Consider the following 16,719-nt stretch of genomic DNA (forward strand, 5'->3'; position numbering starts at 1 on the left):
GTGCCCCCAATAGTTCGAAGTGTTCACTGCCGCATAGGCAGCTCAGAAATTGACCCAAGCCCGTCGACGCACGAAGAGTTAGTTCACTGCCGCATAGGCAGCTCAGAAACGTGCAGCCGGTGAGGTGGGCTGGTGCCAGGTGTTCACTGCCGCATAGGCAGCTCAGAAAAAGAACCCTACGCCACAAACACCAGCTCAGACGTTCACTGCCGCATAGGCAGCTCAGAAAGCCAAAAAAATCAGAAACAGGGCCGTAATTTGCGTTCACTGCCGCATAGGCAGCTCAGAAAAATCAAAAAAGAGCGCATGAGCAGTCCACACTGTTCACTGCCGCATAGGCAGCTCAGAAAAGACAAGGGCGTTACCGCTATGGCAACACGTCGTTCACTGCCGCATAGGCAGCTCAGAAAGAATGTGCCACGGGTCCCCTGACCGGTCATTTGTTCACTGCCGCATAGGCAGCTCAGAAAACAGGGACGGCGGCTGGTTTACCAGCGACACCGTTCACTGCCGCATAGGCAGCTCAGAAAGTTAAGCCGGTACTGTTGTAGCCCGTGCCACCGTTCACTGCCGCATAGGCAGCTCAGAAAACATGCGGCTGCCAAACTTCTGATCGTGCCTGAGTTCACTGCCGCATAGGCAGCTCAGAAATCTGCCATTGGTGCTGGGTGAGCACCGCATGTTGTTCACTGCCGCATAGGCAGCTCAGAAATGATCGTGCTGGACTCAGAATTCTGGCAGCATGTTCACTGCCGCATAGGCAGCTCAGAAAACGACAAGGTGGAAGCCAAGAAGCAGGCCGAAGTTCACTGCCGCATAGGCAGCTCAGAAAGGCACCGCGTGGCCATCGTGGTCGATGATGCGGTTCACTGCCGCATAGGCAGCTCAGAAAGCCCGAAGGCGGCGAGACGTGAAGCTATGGGAGTTCACTGCCGCATAGGCAGCTCAGAAAGCACATGCCAGCGCAACGGCCTTGCTGATCTCGTTCACTGCCGCATAGGCAGCTCAGAAATACCGAATTGACGGTGTGTGCGTTCCCAGTGTGTTCACTGCCGCATAGGCAGCTCAGAAAGTTTCCAAGGCTCTCAGCCAGCGCTTTATTGAGTTCACTGCCGCATAGGCAGCTCAGAAACGATTTGCGCGTGCCCCTGGCTGGGCGTGCGCGTTCACTGCCGCATAGGCAGCTCAGAAAAGCGGAAGGCTGATCGTCTCGCTGATGTTGCTGTTCACTGCCGCATAGGCAGCTCAGAAACGCTGGTGGACAAGCCCGCTGGGTGGCCACCAGTTCACTGCCGCATAGGCAGCTCAGAAATACACCGCCGCCATGAAGCGCGGAATTTATGAGTTCACTGCCGCATAGGCAGCTCAGAAAACAGGGGCAGGCCGTGATCGGCGGTATATTGCGTTCACTGCCGCATAGGCAGCTCAGAAAAGCACATCAGCCAGTAGACCAACCGGTGCATATGTTCACTGCCGCATAGGCAGCTCAGAAACATTTGTAGGTTTCTTTTCCGTTGACTTTTGCGTTCACTGCCGCATAGGCAGCTCAGAAAAACAAAACAGGCAACTGATCCACGACCATATTGTTCACTGCCGCATAGGCAGCTCAGAAAAGGCAGATATTCGCCGACGATGGGCACGTTCATGTTCACTGCCGCATAGGCAGCTCAGAAAGATCAGCGCATGGAAAATCCGCCATCTACGTTTGTTCACTGCCGCATAGGCAGCTCAGAAAGCCACTGTCTGCCTTCTTGGTTCACATGTCGATCACCAGCCACCATACCTCGAAATGACACCCAAAGCGAGGTGCTTTGAGTGTCATACCCTGTGTCATCCTGGTCACCTCAATAGCTTGGCCCAGTTCGCCCGACCCAAGTGGGGATCACAATCTCTGTTTTTCGGGATTGCTTCATGTCGTCTCCTTTCAATTCGATGGGTTAAAGAGCGGAGAATCTGTTTCCAACTTTGTATACGTGACCGAGGAAACAGAAAAATCGCCACGGCCTGATTGCCAGGCTCAGTGATGCCTTGCAGCAGGACACTAAAAAACCCCGACTTGCGGGGCTTTGTGGTGTTGGTTGAAGGCCGGTTTTTCAAAACTGCCGAAATTGCGCTCTGTCGAACCGCTGACGATCCCAACCAAGTTGCCGTCTCAGTCTGCTTTGGGCCTGTGCAGGGTCATGGTCAAATGCACGCCAAGCGTCACAGTCACTGGTGTACCGGTATTCCCAACCACCACTGATACGCTGAAACAAAATGACATCGGCGTGTGGTGTGCTGTTGGTATCTGAATAGCTTCCCACGCCACTGCCAGTAACCCCACCCTCGCCTTCACGCCCGCCCATTTGGTGCCTGACGAGACAACTGGTTGACTGACACTGCCGCCCCATGGCCATTCATCAGCACTGCTTTCTGGTTCAGCTTTTCAGCCAGGCCAGCCTTGATGCCGTTGGGTGGTGCACTGCTATTGCTTACCGCACGGCCTCCCTCCGAATGACCCTGTGAGGAATAGCCAGTTGACTGACCGTCAAACTCACTGTCAAATTCAGCCGGGAAAAACTCCTCCACCACAGCAGCACCATCTTCCTCAGACTCTTCAAACGCCCCAGCTGCAAAACCCTGTCGTGCGGCTTCGTCTAAAGCAGCTTGGTTAAAACCAGACGCCTTGCGCAACTCACTCTCCGCTTTGGCACTGGCAATCGCCTCAGCCATCGTCATGCCGGTCTTGATGGTCAAATCCACGTAGTAAATCTGTGCCCGGTGTGACTGGGTCGTGGACTTGCCCCGCAGACGCAGTTCCAGCGGCAGTGTGGAGAGTTGCCCACCAGACACGGCATGGAAATAACTCAGACGTGCCGACAAGGTGCGAATTGAATTGAACCCGGTGGTGCGAAACACAAAAGTGCCCAGTTCATCGTCCTCACCAATGCGCACATTCAAGCGGCCGTAGGGTTTACAGAATCCCCCTTTGGCCAGATCACAGGCTTCAGGTGATGGACAAGGCAGTGTCTGTACACCTGCAGCCAATGACCGCCTGCAAGTTTCCCCATTGCCCACACACAGCGGTCTACCCGTTTGACGGTCAAACAAACTGTAATTGGCACGCAGGTTCAGGTCAGGGTCATCGAACAACAAGCGAATCGGAATATTGCGCAGCTTGGTGCTGCCTCCTTTGCGTAAAGTTTCATCCATGGGGTGATTGACCCAGCCGTCTTTGCTTTGCACCTGGCTGGTCACGGTGAATTCATCGTCTTTCTCGGGCAGACGCTTGCCGTTCTTCTCGATCACTTTGCCAATGGCAATGCGGCCAATGATGGGTGGCGTTAAGGCCAAACCTTTGAGCATGATGGATTCCTTTCCAATAGAAATAAGAAAGCCCCACACGGAAGAGTCCGGTGTGGGGCTGTATGTGTTGATTTGAGTTGCGTAAAGTCGGATTGGCTTTGCTCAGGTATTGACCAGAAACCGCCTTGAGCCCGGTTTGACCAAGCTGTAGTTCTTCAACAAATCAGGTTGCTCTTGCAGCAATTTGGTGGTGTCCAACCCAGCGCCATCCTTGCTGCGTTTCCAGGTGATGTTCCCGGTTTGAAACACCACTTTGGTGGTATCTCCCATGCGTTGCTGGATGCGCTGTTTCAATTGAGCCTCCAGCGTCACCTGGGTGCTCAACACTTCTCGCACAGCCAACAGGTCAGAGAACACGGCTGACATTTCCAAGTCATCGGACAGATCAAGGGTGAAGCCGCTGTCTTTGGGATACAGACAACGCAAAGCCACATCCGCCGATTCAGAGCCATCCGCTGGCGGTTCCGTGTCGGTTTCAACGTAGTGCCAGAAGGCCCGTTCCAATTCAATCAACTTGGCGATCATGGCTTCATCGCGTTGGATACGGTGAATCTGGAGGTCTTGGCCACAAATCAGCACCACCACATCAGCACACTGCTTGCCGGTGACGGCTAACTGATGCATGACTTGCAATTGAACGTATTCCGGCACACCCTCGCGCCAGAGAAACGAGCCTTGCAAGCCAGCAGTTTTGCATTCCAGAATCTGCACATCGGCTGTACCAGTCACTTCCCGGTCGATATTGGCCAGCATCCAGGTTTCTTGGGGATGCTGCAGCACGGCATTGATGCGTCGGACTTTGTGACCCGAGCGTTTGGTGTAATGGGCAGCCACAATGCTTTCCAGCAAAGTGCCCCAATACATCGGACTGGTTTCGTCATTGGGATCGGTTTTGGGCAGGTTGCCATCCCGGCCGGTCTTCTCCATCCAGAGTTCGAGTTGCGATTTGTAGGGATTGAGCCCCACAGCGGCGGCGGCATCCGAGCTGCCGATGCCACGTTTTCTGATGGTGAGCCATTCGTCACGGTCAAGATGGCTGGTCTTGACCAGCTTGAGTGCTGGCTTAGAACCGATGGGCTTGTTAGCCCGAGGTGTTGGCATAGCGTTGGCCATGATGGGTTCCTTTCAGGTTCGGAAAATGTGTTGGGTTCAATTGCGCAATGCACCAATAAAAAACCCCGGTCAATCCGAAGACTGAGCGGGGTTTGTTTGTGGGTGTTGATGCTGGGTTCATGCTGCCATTTGCAGGGCATAGTCCAGTGCCCGTTGTTTCAATACCGCGCCTTGACCGAACCAGGCGCTGTCCAGGCGGTTTTCTTGGCTGCGGGCACGTTTTTCGTGATCAACGAATTCGGTGACTGCATTCAAGAGGCCCCAGGCCGTGCCAGAGGCTGAGGTCAGTTCAGCACCATGAGCTTGGCCTTCGTACATGGCTTGGACTTTCTTCAAGGCCCGCTCATTCATCAAGCCTTGCGCCGGATCGAGTTGACTGTCTGAATTGCACATGACCTTCAAAAAGTAGTTCATGGACTCATGGCTTTTGACTTTGCGCTCCGACAGGGTTTTCATGCGGTACATGAAGCTATCCCAACTGGAAACTGCAATACCGAGTTGTTTCTTCACCGCTTGGGGATCAAAGTTGGTGCTGTGCGGTACTTTGATAGCACTGCTGGCTCCATTCAAGGCCACGGTCAAGGTGTTGTTACATACAACCCGGATGGTGGTAGGTGTAGCCGTAGTGGCCAATGTGCCATCACAACTGGTGGCCAGCAGGATGTAACCTTTGACGACATCATTGCCCTTGAGGGTTGCTTCTTTGCCGGTTTTGGCCAATGCCCAGAATTTCTTGCCGTCTTTGAGGACTCCAGCAGTTTCCAGCTCGAAGCCTGAAATTTCCGTCAGGTCGCGGTAGAACTCCAGGACAGATTTGGGCTGCACCACCTGATAACGGCCCGAGACCACCGAAAGTGGGGCCTTGGTGTCACTGCGGTACAGCACCTTTTGATCCTCAAAGCTCATGATAGAGCCCAGAGCGCCTGCCTGTTCGGTCATGTAACGAACCGGGGTCTCTCTGATTTCCCAGTCCATTCCAGCTTTTTGAGCCCAGACTTCAATGGGTTGTTTGGCAGGCAGTTTGTTGCCGAGTTCGTGCCAAGGGGTTTGGCCGACATAGGCCATTTGTTGAACAAGGTGTGCCATGGGGATTTCTTTCTGTATTTGAGGGGTATGTAGCTGATCAAGCCGCTGACTGGATTTAGCCAACGGCATCACAAGCAATGGGGAATGAATACGAAACGTTGTCGGGACTACCGGCTGAAGTTGTAGCCACAGTCACGACACTGGTAGTTGTTGAGCAGGCTGTTGTCAACCACAGCTCCCAGGCTGGAACCCACAGCAGCACCGCTGAACAGGCCAGCCATGATGGCTCCGGCGATACCACCGACCAGGGCACCGACTGGCCCCCCGGCTGAACCGAGGCTGGCACCTCTGGCCGCACCTGCTAATGCGCCAATGGCACTATCAGTTTTGCGTCCAAGGTTTTTGGTTTGGATGCGGGTTGATGAACATTGAGGGCAATAAATCGTCATGATGAAGACTCCTTGGTTATGAAGATTGAGGGATAAAAACAAGAAAAGCCGTCGCTCGCCCTGGTGGACGATGCGACGGCTTGTAGAAAGCCAACCGAGTGGGCTGGCATGGGGGAAACAAGAAATCAAAGGACGTGACTTGGCTAATTCACTCCAAGGTGATCAACTCAACGGCACGCCAAAAAGAACACTCTCGTAAACAGAGAGGTATCCGGTAAATGGAGGGAATTCACACAGCGATTTTGATTGGTGGCTGGGTGTTCAGGTGAATAACTGGCCGTGCCTGGGTGTTTAGTATTCAAAATACAGTGACTTACAGAAGTGGTAGTCAGTCTTTTGAAGATGGCAGATACCAATCCATTCAAGCTCGGCCAAGTATTAGGTCAGACATAGTATCCATAAATCAATGATTATTCCTTTTAGGCATCGACCTATGCCTGTTGGTCGTGTGAAATTATCGAGATTCTGGTTGATTTCAATTCAGTCATTCTAAAGTGGCATCTATTTTATTGACATCTCAAAAATATACCTGACTGCATACTTAAATGCATAAATTAAGGTATGTATTGAAATTTAATCACAGCTCATTTACTACCGCATCTTAGATATCAGATGCAATTTACTCAGAATTATGCTTTATGTTGGGTATAAATGTTTTACTACCCAAAGATGGAACTTTGGATGCACGCGGTTATCATCTCGTCAATTCTGTATGTCATTTTTTGCATACCGAAATATAGATTTTCCAACCACATCCAAATACGTCCAACTGTTGGAAAGATGAATAACAAACTTGCCTTCACATAAATCTACGTTGAAAATTAACCCACTGAGCCACCATTCGCACCAAGATTTCAATATGTCACGAAAAGGAGCACCCAACACATCACGCCATGGTGTGGTCAGTGAAAGTCATCCAACGTCCACAGTCGCTAAAGGATTCACCCAAAGTATTACAGCCACACCTTTACCTTCAACGACCCTCATTTTTCAACCAGTCCTGCGTCAACCAACGATGTCCATGCACGCAGCACTTCAACACCAAACCGTGAGAACTTTTCGTCAGTTTTTTGAAGCGCTTACCAGCAGTCAGATTCAACCAACCAGAGGGCAAACCACACAGCAACCGATTTACAGCCTTTTCTCAACAAACATAGGAGCAATTCCACCGACCCAAAAACCCACTTCAACACTTCATTGGCGATAGCCAGCACTGTTTAGCAAATTAATTTGGATTAGAAAAACCAGTAGATCACCGTCACAACGCTGCTATTTTTGCTACGGATAGCAGGAATAGCAGGTTTCAACAAGACCTATGACAGAAAAACAGCATCCTGGCGCAACTTCCAGGAAGCAGGGGAAGGTTTTGCCTGCTGTTTATCAGAGGTTTGCGCAACGAAACTACTTGCCCATGGCCGGTGGTTGGGGAGTCTTGCACCTTCGCACGAGCACTGAAAAAGCTATAGCCCATACCCACGAGAAACAGGTGGCCTACCTCGCCTAGACACATTGGGATCGAGGGGTGGGGGCATCTGGCTTTTGCCGAAGGTGCGGAAATCTCCTGATGCAGTATTTGCAGTGTCAATTTCAAATTCGCTGCAACGCTTAGTGATATAGGCGGCCACCCTCTCAATTAGATTTTTGCGAAGTTGAATATCATCTCGATGAATCATGCCAATGCCTAGACAGCCCTGAACTGACAACTTGTCTTTGTCGCAATTGCTGATGTAACAACGCCCAAGGCCTCCGGTGATGTTGGTCCACAAATTGGCAATGGACATGCCTATGCCAATGTCTTCACGGCGCACAGACCCATCAAAAAGGGCCAGAAAGTGGAAGTGATAACCACCACCATAAGCACCGTACTCCAGTCCCCAGGCATAACCCACCAGGCCATGAAAAATAACTGGATTGCAACGCCGGTCACCAATCAACTGTTTGAGATGCCTTTGCACATCCTCAATCTGCAGAAATTCACTATACCCTGGCTGATAACACAAGTCGATACGCACTACCAACATCCGTGAGTGGTAGTCAAACAAACGATTAATAAGGTTCGTTAACCCATTGAGATTACGCTTGGCACTGTACCGCTGAGCATCCGCCATTCGATCATCGTATGTGGAGGTTTGGTAGGGGTAGTTGTAAAAGTCAGTGAAGGTTTGATTGCTGTTCATGTCGATATCCAAAGAGTTATTGATGTAAATGCACTAAACTGTTTCAATGCAAACTATTTCCAATGGATATGTAAATAAATATCGGAATAGCGAATCCTCGACTCACAGGCAACACCTCATCGAAGCCATTATTTAATGGTTGGGTAGCTTTGGTTTGAAACTACAACATGAACAGTGGATACTGAAGTATTGCATTATTAGCGACTACTAGGCATCACAACTGCATCGAACTTTGATTGATACGTGGCATCACTATGTATATATGTAACCAAGATGATTTCAAATTCCGATTAAAGCTTGTGTTGAAAGTCTCAGCTCGATCACAGGGAAGTTTATGGGTGCAAGCGTCGTCTATCAAAGCAATGTATTGGTGGAGGCAAACTGTGATGAGCTAATAGCGAGCATTAAGGACTAGATCAGTAGTCTGATGTTTAGTCCTTAATGTCACAGCAAGCATCAAGTACAGTGGCTTTGCTGAATGGCTTTACTTGACTGGTTCGAATACATTTAATAGCTGTATGAATGCTATGATTCAATACTAAGATTAACACTAAGACGCATAACTAGAATAACTAGAATACTTTAAAACCAAAATTCAACTGCAAATTCCAGCTCCAACATTCGGTGATTGAGCGATTAAATTTAATGGAAATTCCGTAGATTTTTATTGTGTGTTTATTCCAGAGTTATGCAAATGAATTGAGTGGCCTTTTGTGAGCATCGAAAAGTCTGAACTACTGTTCTTGTACACCTTGACAGCCTGAGAGTTGAGTGAACTAAGACCAAGACAGGAACAAGCTTCGACCATCACAACTTGTACGGCCTTGAATTAGGTTTGCAAACGAGGCTAAAAGTCCCCCCATTTGGGGGATTCCCTGCCTGGAAAGAACCTTGCAAAATGACCATATTTACCTTGACACGGCGACATTTCATCTTTTAGTATGAATTCTGCGTCAGAAGCTATTAAAGATATAGCGTCATGCGACTTGTGTCTGGTGACAGTCGAGGTTTGGCTTGCGGCATAGGCCAAAGATGCTGTCAGTCTGCGCATCCAACCTGTACCGCGTTGATAATCAAACTTGGCTCACAAACTTATTCACCCGGCAATTAAGGGTTGATAGCAAATATGTTGACCTACATCGGCTAGACAGCCGTTTATGTTCAACCGTTTCTTGCCGGATCAATAGTCCGAATCTATCACCATGCAAACCATCAACATTCATGAAGCCAAAACCCATCTCTCGCGCCTGATTGCGCAGGCACAACATGGCGAGCCGTTTGTCATTGCCAAATCTGGCAAGCCTTTGGTGATAGTGCGCGCCCTACCTACGGTACAAGATCAGGCCAAGAAACGGCTTGGATTTTTGAAAGGCACGATGCAGGTTCCCGATGATTTCGATCGCATGGGCAGCGACGCGATTGCCACCATGTTTGCAGGGGACAAGGCTTGAAGTTCTTGCTTGACACCCATCTTTTAATCTGGGCGGCGAATGAACCAGAAAAGCTTTCAAGCAAAGCTGTTGCCCTGATGACCAACCCTGAACACGAGCTGCTTTTCAGTGCAGCCAGCATGTGGGAAATCGCCACCAAAAATGGCTTGGGTCGCGCAGATTTCAAAGTCAATGCGCGTTTGCTCAGGCGTGGTTTATTGGACAACGATTATTCAGAGTTGCCCATCACCAGCTCACATGCTGTCTTTGTAGAAGGCTTGCCCTTGATCCACAAAGACCCGTTTGACCGAATCCTGATTGCGCAAGCTACCGTCGAAGGCATCACCCTGCTCACGGCCGATACCACCGTGGCCAAGTATCCTGGGGCGATTAAGTTTGTCTGAGCTACACAATAATTTCAAAGCTATGGTTTTTTGGCCAATGCCACTGGAATGGGTCGCGAATTAGTTTTTACAAGCCATTCTGATAAAGGCTTTGACATCAAGCCGCAGCCAGCATCAGATGTCCAACTTCTGCCTTGGCAGGTCGGACTTTGATCTCAATGTCGTAGCCAAGTCGGGTAAGGCAATCCATTAATTTGCGCTCAGACAGGTTTGTAAAGTCGCCGCGCATCATGTCAGAGACTTTGGGTTGCGTGATGCCCATGCGTTTGGCTGCTTCTTGTTGTGTCAAGCCCCCGTTGCTCATGGCTTTCCTGATCTCTATGACCAAACCTGTTTTGATCTTGAGCTTGTCAGCATCAGGCAGACCAAGGTCGGCAAACACGTTATCAGAACCCCGTTGCACTTCAATGCCATCAATCAGTCGGATTTTCATTTCCGCAACTCCTTTGCAAACGCTTCAGCTATTTTCAGCCTTGCGTGGATGATGTCCATATCTTCTTTCGGCGTGGCGATGCCGCGCTTGCTTTTCTTCTGGAAGCAGTGAAGGACAAACACTGCCTCGGCAAATTTGACGGTATATACGGCACGGTAGGTGCCGCCAGCATCGTCTTCCACCACCTCAAGCACACCAGCACCGCCAAAACCCTTGAGCACTTTGGCCGCGTCGTGCTTATCGCCAGCCTGTGCCAACGACAAAGCGAAGCCAAAAAGTCGCCTTACGTCCGCAGGCAAGGCCATCAAGTCTTTATGGCTGCTACCTATCCATTCAAGGGATTTTTCGTTTCTGAGCATGGACACAAATATACATGTACTGGTATATAACGTCAATGAGGAAAGTGGAAGCGTGCTCATCTGATGCCAAACAATATTTTCAAAGCGACACAACCTGTCCGGTGGCAGCACTACCATTTGCCGTCAGAATTTTTTACGAAAGAAAGCTGTTCATGTCTTTATACATTGCTTCTTTGGAATTCAGCCTGAAACACTTGAGTGACAAGATGCAGAATGCGGCCCTTGCCAACCCGGCGTGATTGATCAGAATCGGCGCTTCAGACCGCACCACCATGCCAATCCGTCCACCTGCGATCCACTTCACCTGCCCGGCTTGTGCTTGGTCAAAAACAACTGTACCTCGCAGTGGCGCACTCAGTCTGGGTGATATTTATAGCAGCTGCCCAAAGTGTGGCCATGAGCCACTATCAATGAAACCCGCCAACCTCGCCCAAGTAGCGCTTGGACAATTGATGAATGCGGTGAAAAAGCGGCGGAGTTGAATGAGCGCCTTACCTTGCAGCCTAATTCCCAGTCGCATTGACCCTCACCCGAAACTACTCTGACAACACGTTGGGGGCTTCACCTGTGGCGCGACGATGTAGCAGGTTCAGCCGTTCCCCCAGTAACCCCCACGCCTCTCGCATAGCGCCTTCGTAGCTGGCACGTTGATAGATGCGTTTGAGCTTGTTGGGCTCGGTGTGGTTCAAACATTTTTCGACCACATCTGGCAACACACCTAACTGAACCATCATGGTCGCCGCAGTACGGCGCAGGTCATGGGGTACCCAACGCCCTCCAGCCAACTCCAACGCGTGTGCATCTTGCGAACGGTTCTTCAAAATAGGCTTGTCATAACGCTGGCGATCACCCACCTGCTTGGTAGTACTTTTGCGGCACACAGATGCATTCAGTTCAGTATTGGGAAACAGCCACGGAGTGACACCAGTCATTGAGTGCAGGATTTGAAACTGACCCAGCGCGAAATCGCTTAGAGAGATGGTGTGTAGCTTGCCGTTCTTGGCTATAACTGCGGGTATCGTCCAAGTGCGCCGCTCAAAATCAACATGAGCCCAGTGGGCCAGTAGCGTTTCGCCGATACGCGATGCCGTACTGAGCTGGATCATCAGAGCCACTTTGGAGGTTTCGGTCAAACCAGACACCGGCAGTTTTTGAAAGAGCTCTATCACTTCCGCCTCTGTCAGCACCCGCTCGCGTTCGGTGCTGACACCGAGCTTGGCTTTGCGAATGACAGCGGTCGGGTCAGCTAACAGGTAATCCCGCTCCAGCGCCCATCCAAACATTTGGCGCATGTCCGAGAGTGTCTTTTTCTGCGTGCTGACACGGGGGCGATCCTCTGTTGCTCGGGCACGGATAGCATCCAATATTCCTTGGATATGTGTCTTACGGACATCTTCGGCGGCCAGGTCGCCAATGACAGGAAACACGTCGGCCTCAAAGGAACGCAACACGTCGGAACCTCTCTTGACACGGTTACGCAAGTCCAAGTGATGCCATCGGTCAAACAGTTGGCGCACGGTCATGCGAGCTTTCTCCGTCGCTTGCAAAGCCAGGCGTGACTGCTGAATCTGGATGGCTTCGGCAGCGTCTGCCTGAGCTTTGAGCTTGGCGGCTTCGATTTCAGCTTCTAGCTTGAGGGCAGCTGCTTGCTTGTCGGCATCACGTTTTAGCTTGGCGCTCGCCCGGCGCTCGATAGGGTCAGTATGGGCCTTGACTTCGGCGGCGAGAATGTCGCGCCTGTCGCGTAGTGCCTTGAGACTGACACCACCCTTATCTTTCCAGGTGCCAACGGGAATTTGACGCAACTTGCCACTCACTTTGTATCGCCACACCACATAGACACTGACGACGTTATCGGCTGCCACACGAACAACACCGTACATGGACTCTCCCATGCTGATACGTTTACCGTTATCGGCGACTGTGAGTGCTTGTAACTCCCGAACTGTGATGATTGCCATGCTCAACCCAACCAAATTTAGCCACACCGTTAGCCACACCGTTATGGCTGGCTTGTAGTGTATCTTGCTGGATCAAGCTGGACATCAAATCACATAAAATTTACGTAACATATTGTTTTAATTATGTTTTATTAAATTATCTGGACGAAACTGAATCATTCTGGATACTGAGTTTCTTCGTTCGGGACGAAGGGGTAGGAGGTTCGAATCCTCTCATTCCGACCATCCATTATGGTCAATCAAGCCCATCAAAAAGCCTCAGTTACTGAGGCTTTTTTGTTTTCTGACTGCAGCATACAAATGCTTGATCACACGTTCAGCCATTCTGCACACATCTGCCTGCCGGGATACATGTACATCAAGCTTTTCACACGGTGGCATGCCACCTCCTTTACCTGCAAGCGACGCAACTGAATAATAAATTTACCTTACTCGGCACAATTGATTCATAATTGCTGCACCGCAACATTTTTTCAACAAAGGTCTTTCATGTTCAAAAACACTCCCTTCGAAGCCGCCGCCAAAACACTGCAAGAAAGCGCCGCAAAATTTAATCCAGCTGCGGCACAGGAAGCCGTCAAGCCTATGATGGACAATCTGAAAGCTTGGGGCGATCTGGCCCAAAGCCAAGCCAAAGCCGCACAAGCTGCCGTGGCTGAAAGCATGGAAACGCTGAAAAGCAGCAAAGCTCCACAAGAAGCTTTTGATTCGATCAAAACTTCAGCAGAATCCAGCATGACTCTGGCAGCCAAGCATCTCAAAGAAGCCACCGCCTTGGGCGTAGCCCAATTCCAGGCCAGTATCGAAGCCTTGGAAAAAACCCACCCAGCGCCAGAATCTCTGGCCAGTGTCGCCAAAACACTCAAGGCCGCTGCCGCGACCATGGAAACTGCTGTGGACACCGCCCTGAAAAATGGCGCTGCGGCTGTCGCATCCATCAAAAAACCTCGTTAAGCCTGCGCGCAAGCGCTAGCTTGCCAACGCAGCATACAAGGCCAGATTTGGCAAAGCGCGATACAGGTTTCACACCCTGAATCGCGCTTTTTTTATGCTTCAACCTGGCTGGCGGATCGGTGATGAAATCACCCGTGGGACAATCTGCCCATGCACATATTATTTGAAGAAACCGGCAAATTCCTGGCAGGCCGTGCGCTGTCAGAAACTGATGCCTCGGCCCAGGTTGAACTCGACAGCGGCAAACGCGTCAAGGTCAAGGCCGCCAACATCCTGCTCAAGTTTGACAAACCTGAACCCGCCCAACTGATGGCCGCAGCCCAGACCGTGGCAGACGGCATCGAGCTGGACATGGCCTGGGAATTTGCCTCGGAAGACGAATTTGGCTTCGCTGACTTGGCGCGTGACTATTTTTCGGCCCAAGCCACCCTGGCGGAACAGGCCGGCATGCTGTTTGCGCTGTACCAATCCCCGCACTACTTCCGCCGCGCCGGCAAAGGGCGCTTTCGCAAAGCCAGCGCCGAGATCCTGGCCCAGGCCCTGGCCGCCATCGAAAAAAAGAAACAGATCCTGCTGCAAATTGAAGCCTGGGTAAAAGAACTGAGCGAAGGTGTGTGCCCGCAACCGATTCGCGACCAGCTTTACAAAATTCTCTTCAAACCCGACAAAAATGCGCCCGAATACAAGGCGGTGGTCGAGGCCTCACGCGCTACGCACCTGGGGCCATTGGACTTGCTGATCAAGGCCGGGGCGATAGATTCACCTTACCAGTTCCACTGGCGACGCTTTTTGCTGGAAAACTTTCCCAAGGGCACGGGCTTTCCCAAGCTGGAGGCACCCATCATCACTGACGAGCTGCCGCTGTCTGCGGCCCGTGCGTTTTCGATTGACGACTCTGCCACCACCGAGATTGACGATGCCCTGTCCGTACAAGGCCTGGGCAGCGGTACGGTGGTCGTCGGGATTCACATCGCTGCCCCGGCCCTGGCCATTGCGCCTGGCAGCGCGGTAGACCATGTGGGCCGCGCCCGCCTGTCCACCGTCTACATGCCGGGCTACAAGCTGACCATGCTGCCCGATGAGGTGGTGCAAAACTACACCTTGCAAGAAGGGCGCGATTGCCCGGCGGTGTCACTCTACGTCACGCTGGATGAGGCCTCGCTGGAGATCAAGGCTTCTGAAACCAGGCTGGAGCGCGTGCACATCGGGGCCAATCTGCGCCATGACCAGCTCGATGCCATCGTCACACTGGACTGGTTGACCGACCCCACTTTTAGGCATGAAATTGACCCCCAGCCCTTGCAACACAAGCGTGAGCAACTCTCATTTTTATACCGTCTGGCGAATGACCTGAAAGCCAAGCGCGAAGTGGTGCGCGGCAAGCCGGAGAACTTCAACCGGCCTGATTACAACTTCCGGCTGGTGGGTAACGATGGCGCGGAGCCTACCGGCCATGAACAAGTCCAGATCAGCGTGCGCCAGCGCGGCGCACCGCTGGATTTGATCGTCTCGGAGGCCATGATCCTGGCCAACAGCACCTGGGGCAGTTGGATGGCCGAACTGGGTGTGCCCGGCATTTACCGCAGCCAGGCCAGCATGGCTCCCGGCGTGAAGGTACGCATGGGCACCAAAGCCCAGCCGCATGCTGGTATTGGCGTGAAAAGCTACGCCTGGAGCAGCTCGCCGCTGCGCCGTTATGTGGACCTGGTCAACCAATGGCAAATCATTGCCTGCGCCCGCCACGGCAAAACCGCCGCACTGGCCGCACCGTTCAAGCCCAAAGATGCCGAGCTGTTCTCCATCATCTCCAGCTTTGATGCCGCCTACAGCGCCTACAACGGTTACCAGAATGCCATCGAACGCTTCTGGACGCTCCAGTACGTGCAGCAAAACGCACTCACCGAGATCGAAGCCACGCTGTTCAAAGACAACCTGGTCCGCGCCGACCACCTGCCCCTGGTGCTGCCGGTGATGGGTGCACAAAACCTGCCGCGCGGCGCGCGGGTACGGGTCAAACTGGGTGACATTGACCTGGTGTCACTCGACATTCACGGCACAGTGCTGGAGCGGCTGGATACCGAGCCCGAAAACCTGGACAGTGAAGACGAGCAAGATGACGACACCGTGGCTGGCCCGATTGCCATTGCGGTGGATATCAGTGAAACCAACGATGACGCGCCCACCACCCCAGAGGTGGCCCCGACACCGTGAACTGGCGCTCTTTCAGCACCCTTCAATGGGCTCTGGGCGCATCCATTGCGGTGCATGCAGCCCTGTTGACGGTACGTTTTGTCGACCCCGAGACCTTCAACCGGGTGTTTCAGGACACCCCGCTGGAGGTGGTGTTGGTCAACTCCCAAACCAACGAGCCCCCCGACAAGGCCCAGGCCATCGCCCAAGCCAATCTGGCGGGTGGTGGCGATGCCGAGCGGGGTCGCGCTACCAGCCCTCTGCCACCCGCACTGATCGACTTGAATGGCCAGGACAGCGAGCAGGATCAGGAACGTCAGCTGCGCGACTTGCAAGAGCGACAAAGCATGATGCTGGCACAAGTCAAAAATATGCTCGCCAGCATGCCCCCGCCCGAACCACGCCAAACCACCCCGACCCCCGAGAAGATAGAGCGCGAACAAAAACGCCGCCAGCTGATCAAGCTGCTGGCCGAGATTGAGCGACGCATCAACCAGGAAAATGCCAAGCCGAAGAAACGCTACATCAGCCCGGCTACCCGTGAAGCCGTCTATGCGGTGTATTACGACAAACTGCGCCGTGCCATTGAAGACCGTGGCACCGAGAACTTTCCGAGCCAGGGTGGCCAAAAGCTCTATGGTGAACTGACCATGATCGTCAACATCAACCACGACGGCCAAGTGCTTTCTACTGAAATTGTGCAAAGCTCAGGCAACCCGGCCCTGGACCGTCGCGCCCGCGCCATCGCCCGCAGCGCCGGTCCCTATGGCAAATTCAGCAAAGCCATGCGCCAGCAGGCCGACCAGATTGCCGTGGTGTCACGCTTCAAATTCACCCGCGACGATACGCTTGAAACCAAAATCAGCAACAACTAAGCT

At 52.1% G+C, this 16,719-nt stretch carries 13 protein-coding genes, 1 tRNA gene and 1 CRISPR repeat array (1 of these 15 running past the window's edge); of the genes, 6 read left to right on the plus strand and 8 right to left on the minus strand.

The genetic code is table 11. From position 1 onward, the window contains the following. A CRISPR array of direct repeats spans window positions 1–1,735; the repeat unit is 28 nt; unit sequence GTTCACTGCCGCATAGGCAGCTCAGAAA (it extends 4,424 nt beyond the left edge of the window). Window positions 1,736–2,331: 596 nt separating this feature from the next. The 5 genes from LDN84_RS18740 to LDN84_RS18760 all read right to left on the minus strand — a co-directional run bounded on the left by LDN84_RS18740 (window position 2,332) and on the right by LDN84_RS18760 (window position 8,110). Further along, window positions 2,332–3,345 (minus strand): recombination directionality factor, encoded by a 1,014-nt coding sequence (locus tag LDN84_RS18740; RefSeq protein WP_223904939.1) that lies wholly within the window; start codon window positions 3,343–3,345, stop codon window positions 2,332–2,334. A 102-nt stretch (window positions 3,346–3,447) separates the two neighbouring features. After that, window positions 3,448–4,446, minus strand: a complete 999-nt coding sequence (locus LDN84_RS18745) for a YqaJ viral recombinase family nuclease (protein ID WP_435405952.1) — start codon at window positions 4,444–4,446, stop codon at window positions 3,448–3,450. Window positions 4,447–4,575: 129 nt separating this feature from the next. Then, a complete protein-coding gene (locus tag LDN84_RS18750) occupies window positions 4,576–5,544 on the minus strand; it encodes a TIGR03299 family phage/plasmid-derived protein (protein ID WP_223904941.1) in 969 nt (322 codons plus the stop codon). Window positions 5,545–5,651: 107 nt separating this feature from the next. Next, window positions 5,652–5,933 carry a hypothetical protein gene (locus tag LDN84_RS18755; RefSeq protein ID WP_223904942.1) on the minus strand — a complete coding sequence of 94 codons (282 nt, stop codon included), beginning with the start codon at window positions 5,931–5,933 and terminating at the stop codon, window positions 5,652–5,654. Window positions 5,934–7,393: 1,460 nt separating this feature from the next. Continuing rightward, entirely contained in the window at window positions 7,394–8,110 is a 717-nt protein-coding gene (locus tag LDN84_RS18760; RefSeq protein ID WP_223904943.1) for a YagK/YfjJ domain-containing protein, read from the minus strand. A 1,202-nt stretch (window positions 8,111–9,312) separates the two neighbouring features. Between LDN84_RS18760 and LDN84_RS18765 the strand changes: the two genes are divergently transcribed. Next, window positions 9,313–9,561, plus strand: coding sequence for a type II toxin-antitoxin system Phd/YefM family antitoxin (locus LDN84_RS18765; RefSeq protein WP_223904944.1), 249 nt, complete (start codon window positions 9,313–9,315; stop codon window positions 9,559–9,561). A gap of 5 nt (window positions 9,562–9,566) precedes the next feature. Then, on the plus strand, window positions 9,567–9,944 hold the full coding sequence (locus LDN84_RS18770) for a type II toxin-antitoxin system VapC family toxin (RefSeq protein WP_435405953.1): 378 nt from the start codon (window positions 9,567–9,569) through the stop codon (window positions 9,942–9,944). Window positions 9,945–10,041: 97 nt separating this feature from the next. Here LDN84_RS18770 and relB read toward each other — a convergent pair whose 3' ends face one another. From relB to LDN84_RS18785, 3 genes are all read right to left on the minus strand, one after another. Next, window positions 10,042–10,377, minus strand: a complete 336-nt coding sequence (relB, locus tag LDN84_RS18775) for a type II toxin-antitoxin system RelB family anti-toxin (protein WP_223904946.1) — start codon at window positions 10,375–10,377, stop codon at window positions 10,042–10,044. Next, complete coding sequence (locus LDN84_RS18780; protein WP_223913129.1) at window positions 10,374–10,736, minus strand: type II toxin-antitoxin system RelE/ParE family toxin; 363 nt, start codon at window positions 10,734–10,736, stop codon at window positions 10,374–10,376. Before LDN84_RS18780 ends, relB begins: the two co-directional genes overlap by 4 nt. Before the next feature lie 536 nt (window positions 10,737–11,272). After that, window positions 11,273–12,697, minus strand: coding sequence for a tyrosine-type recombinase/integrase (locus LDN84_RS18785; RefSeq protein WP_223904947.1), 1,425 nt, complete (start codon window positions 12,695–12,697; stop codon window positions 11,273–11,275). Window positions 12,698–12,837: 140 nt separating this feature from the next. Here LDN84_RS18785 and LDN84_RS18790 point away from each other — a divergent pair. From LDN84_RS18790 to LDN84_RS18805, 4 genes are all read left to right on the plus strand, one after another. Beyond that, window positions 12,838–12,922 (plus strand) — tRNA-Pro (locus LDN84_RS18790). 264 nt (window positions 12,923–13,186) lie between these two features. Beyond that, entirely contained in the window at window positions 13,187–13,651 is a 465-nt protein-coding gene (locus LDN84_RS18795) for a hypothetical protein (RefSeq protein WP_223904948.1), read from the plus strand. Between the two features lie 150 nt (window positions 13,652–13,801). After that, window positions 13,802–15,862 (plus strand): ribonuclease catalytic domain-containing protein, encoded by a 2,061-nt coding sequence (locus LDN84_RS18800; protein ID WP_223904949.1) that lies wholly within the window; start codon window positions 13,802–13,804, stop codon window positions 15,860–15,862. Beyond that, entirely contained in the window at window positions 15,859–16,716 is an 858-nt protein-coding gene (locus tag LDN84_RS18805) for a TonB family protein (protein WP_223904950.1), read from the plus strand. Before LDN84_RS18800 ends, LDN84_RS18805 begins: the two co-directional genes overlap by 4 nt. The last annotated feature ends 3 nt before the right edge of the window (window positions 16,717–16,719 follow it).

This window comes from Rhodoferax lithotrophicus, assembly GCF_019973615.1.
Lineage (GTDB): Bacteria > Pseudomonadota > Gammaproteobacteria > Burkholderiales > Burkholderiaceae_C > Rhodoferax > Rhodoferax lithotrophicus.

Excerpts from the sequence above, each read along its gene's own strand:
- LDN84_RS18750 (WP_223904941.1), bottom strand. The coding sequence starts at position 5,544 with ATGGCACACCTTGTTCAACAAATGGCCTATGTCGGCCAAACCCCTTGG.
- LDN84_RS18780 (WP_223913129.1), bottom strand. The coding sequence starts at position 10,736 with ATGCTCAGAAACGAAAAATCCCTTGAATGGATAGGTAGCAGCCATAAA.
- LDN84_RS18800 (WP_223904949.1), top strand. The coding sequence starts at position 13,802 with ATGCACATATTATTTGAAGAAACCGGCAAATTCCTGGCAGGCCGTGCG.
- LDN84_RS18745 (WP_435405952.1), bottom strand. The coding sequence starts at position 4,446 with ATGCCAACACCTCGGGCTAACAAGCCCATCGGTTCTAAGCCAGCACTC.
- LDN84_RS18785 (WP_223904947.1), bottom strand. The coding sequence starts at position 12,697 with ATGGCAATCATCACAGTTCGGGAGTTACAAGCACTCACAGTCGCCGAT.
- LDN84_RS18765 (WP_223904944.1), top strand. The coding sequence starts at position 9,313 with ATGCAAACCATCAACATTCATGAAGCCAAAACCCATCTCTCGCGCCTG.
- LDN84_RS18760 (WP_223904943.1), bottom strand. The coding sequence starts at position 8,110 with ATGAACAGCAATCAAACCTTCACTGACTTTTACAACTACCCCTACCAA.
- LDN84_RS18740 (WP_223904939.1), bottom strand. The coding sequence starts at position 3,345 with ATGCTCAAAGGTTTGGCCTTAACGCCACCCATCATTGGCCGCATTGCC.
- relB (WP_223904946.1), bottom strand. The coding sequence starts at position 10,377 with ATGAAAATCCGACTGATTGATGGCATTGAAGTGCAACGGGGTTCTGAT.
- LDN84_RS18795 (WP_223904948.1), top strand. The coding sequence starts at position 13,187 with ATGTTCAAAAACACTCCCTTCGAAGCCGCCGCCAAAACACTGCAAGAA.
- LDN84_RS18755 (WP_223904942.1), bottom strand. The coding sequence starts at position 5,933 with ATGACGATTTATTGCCCTCAATGTTCATCAACCCGCATCCAAACCAAA.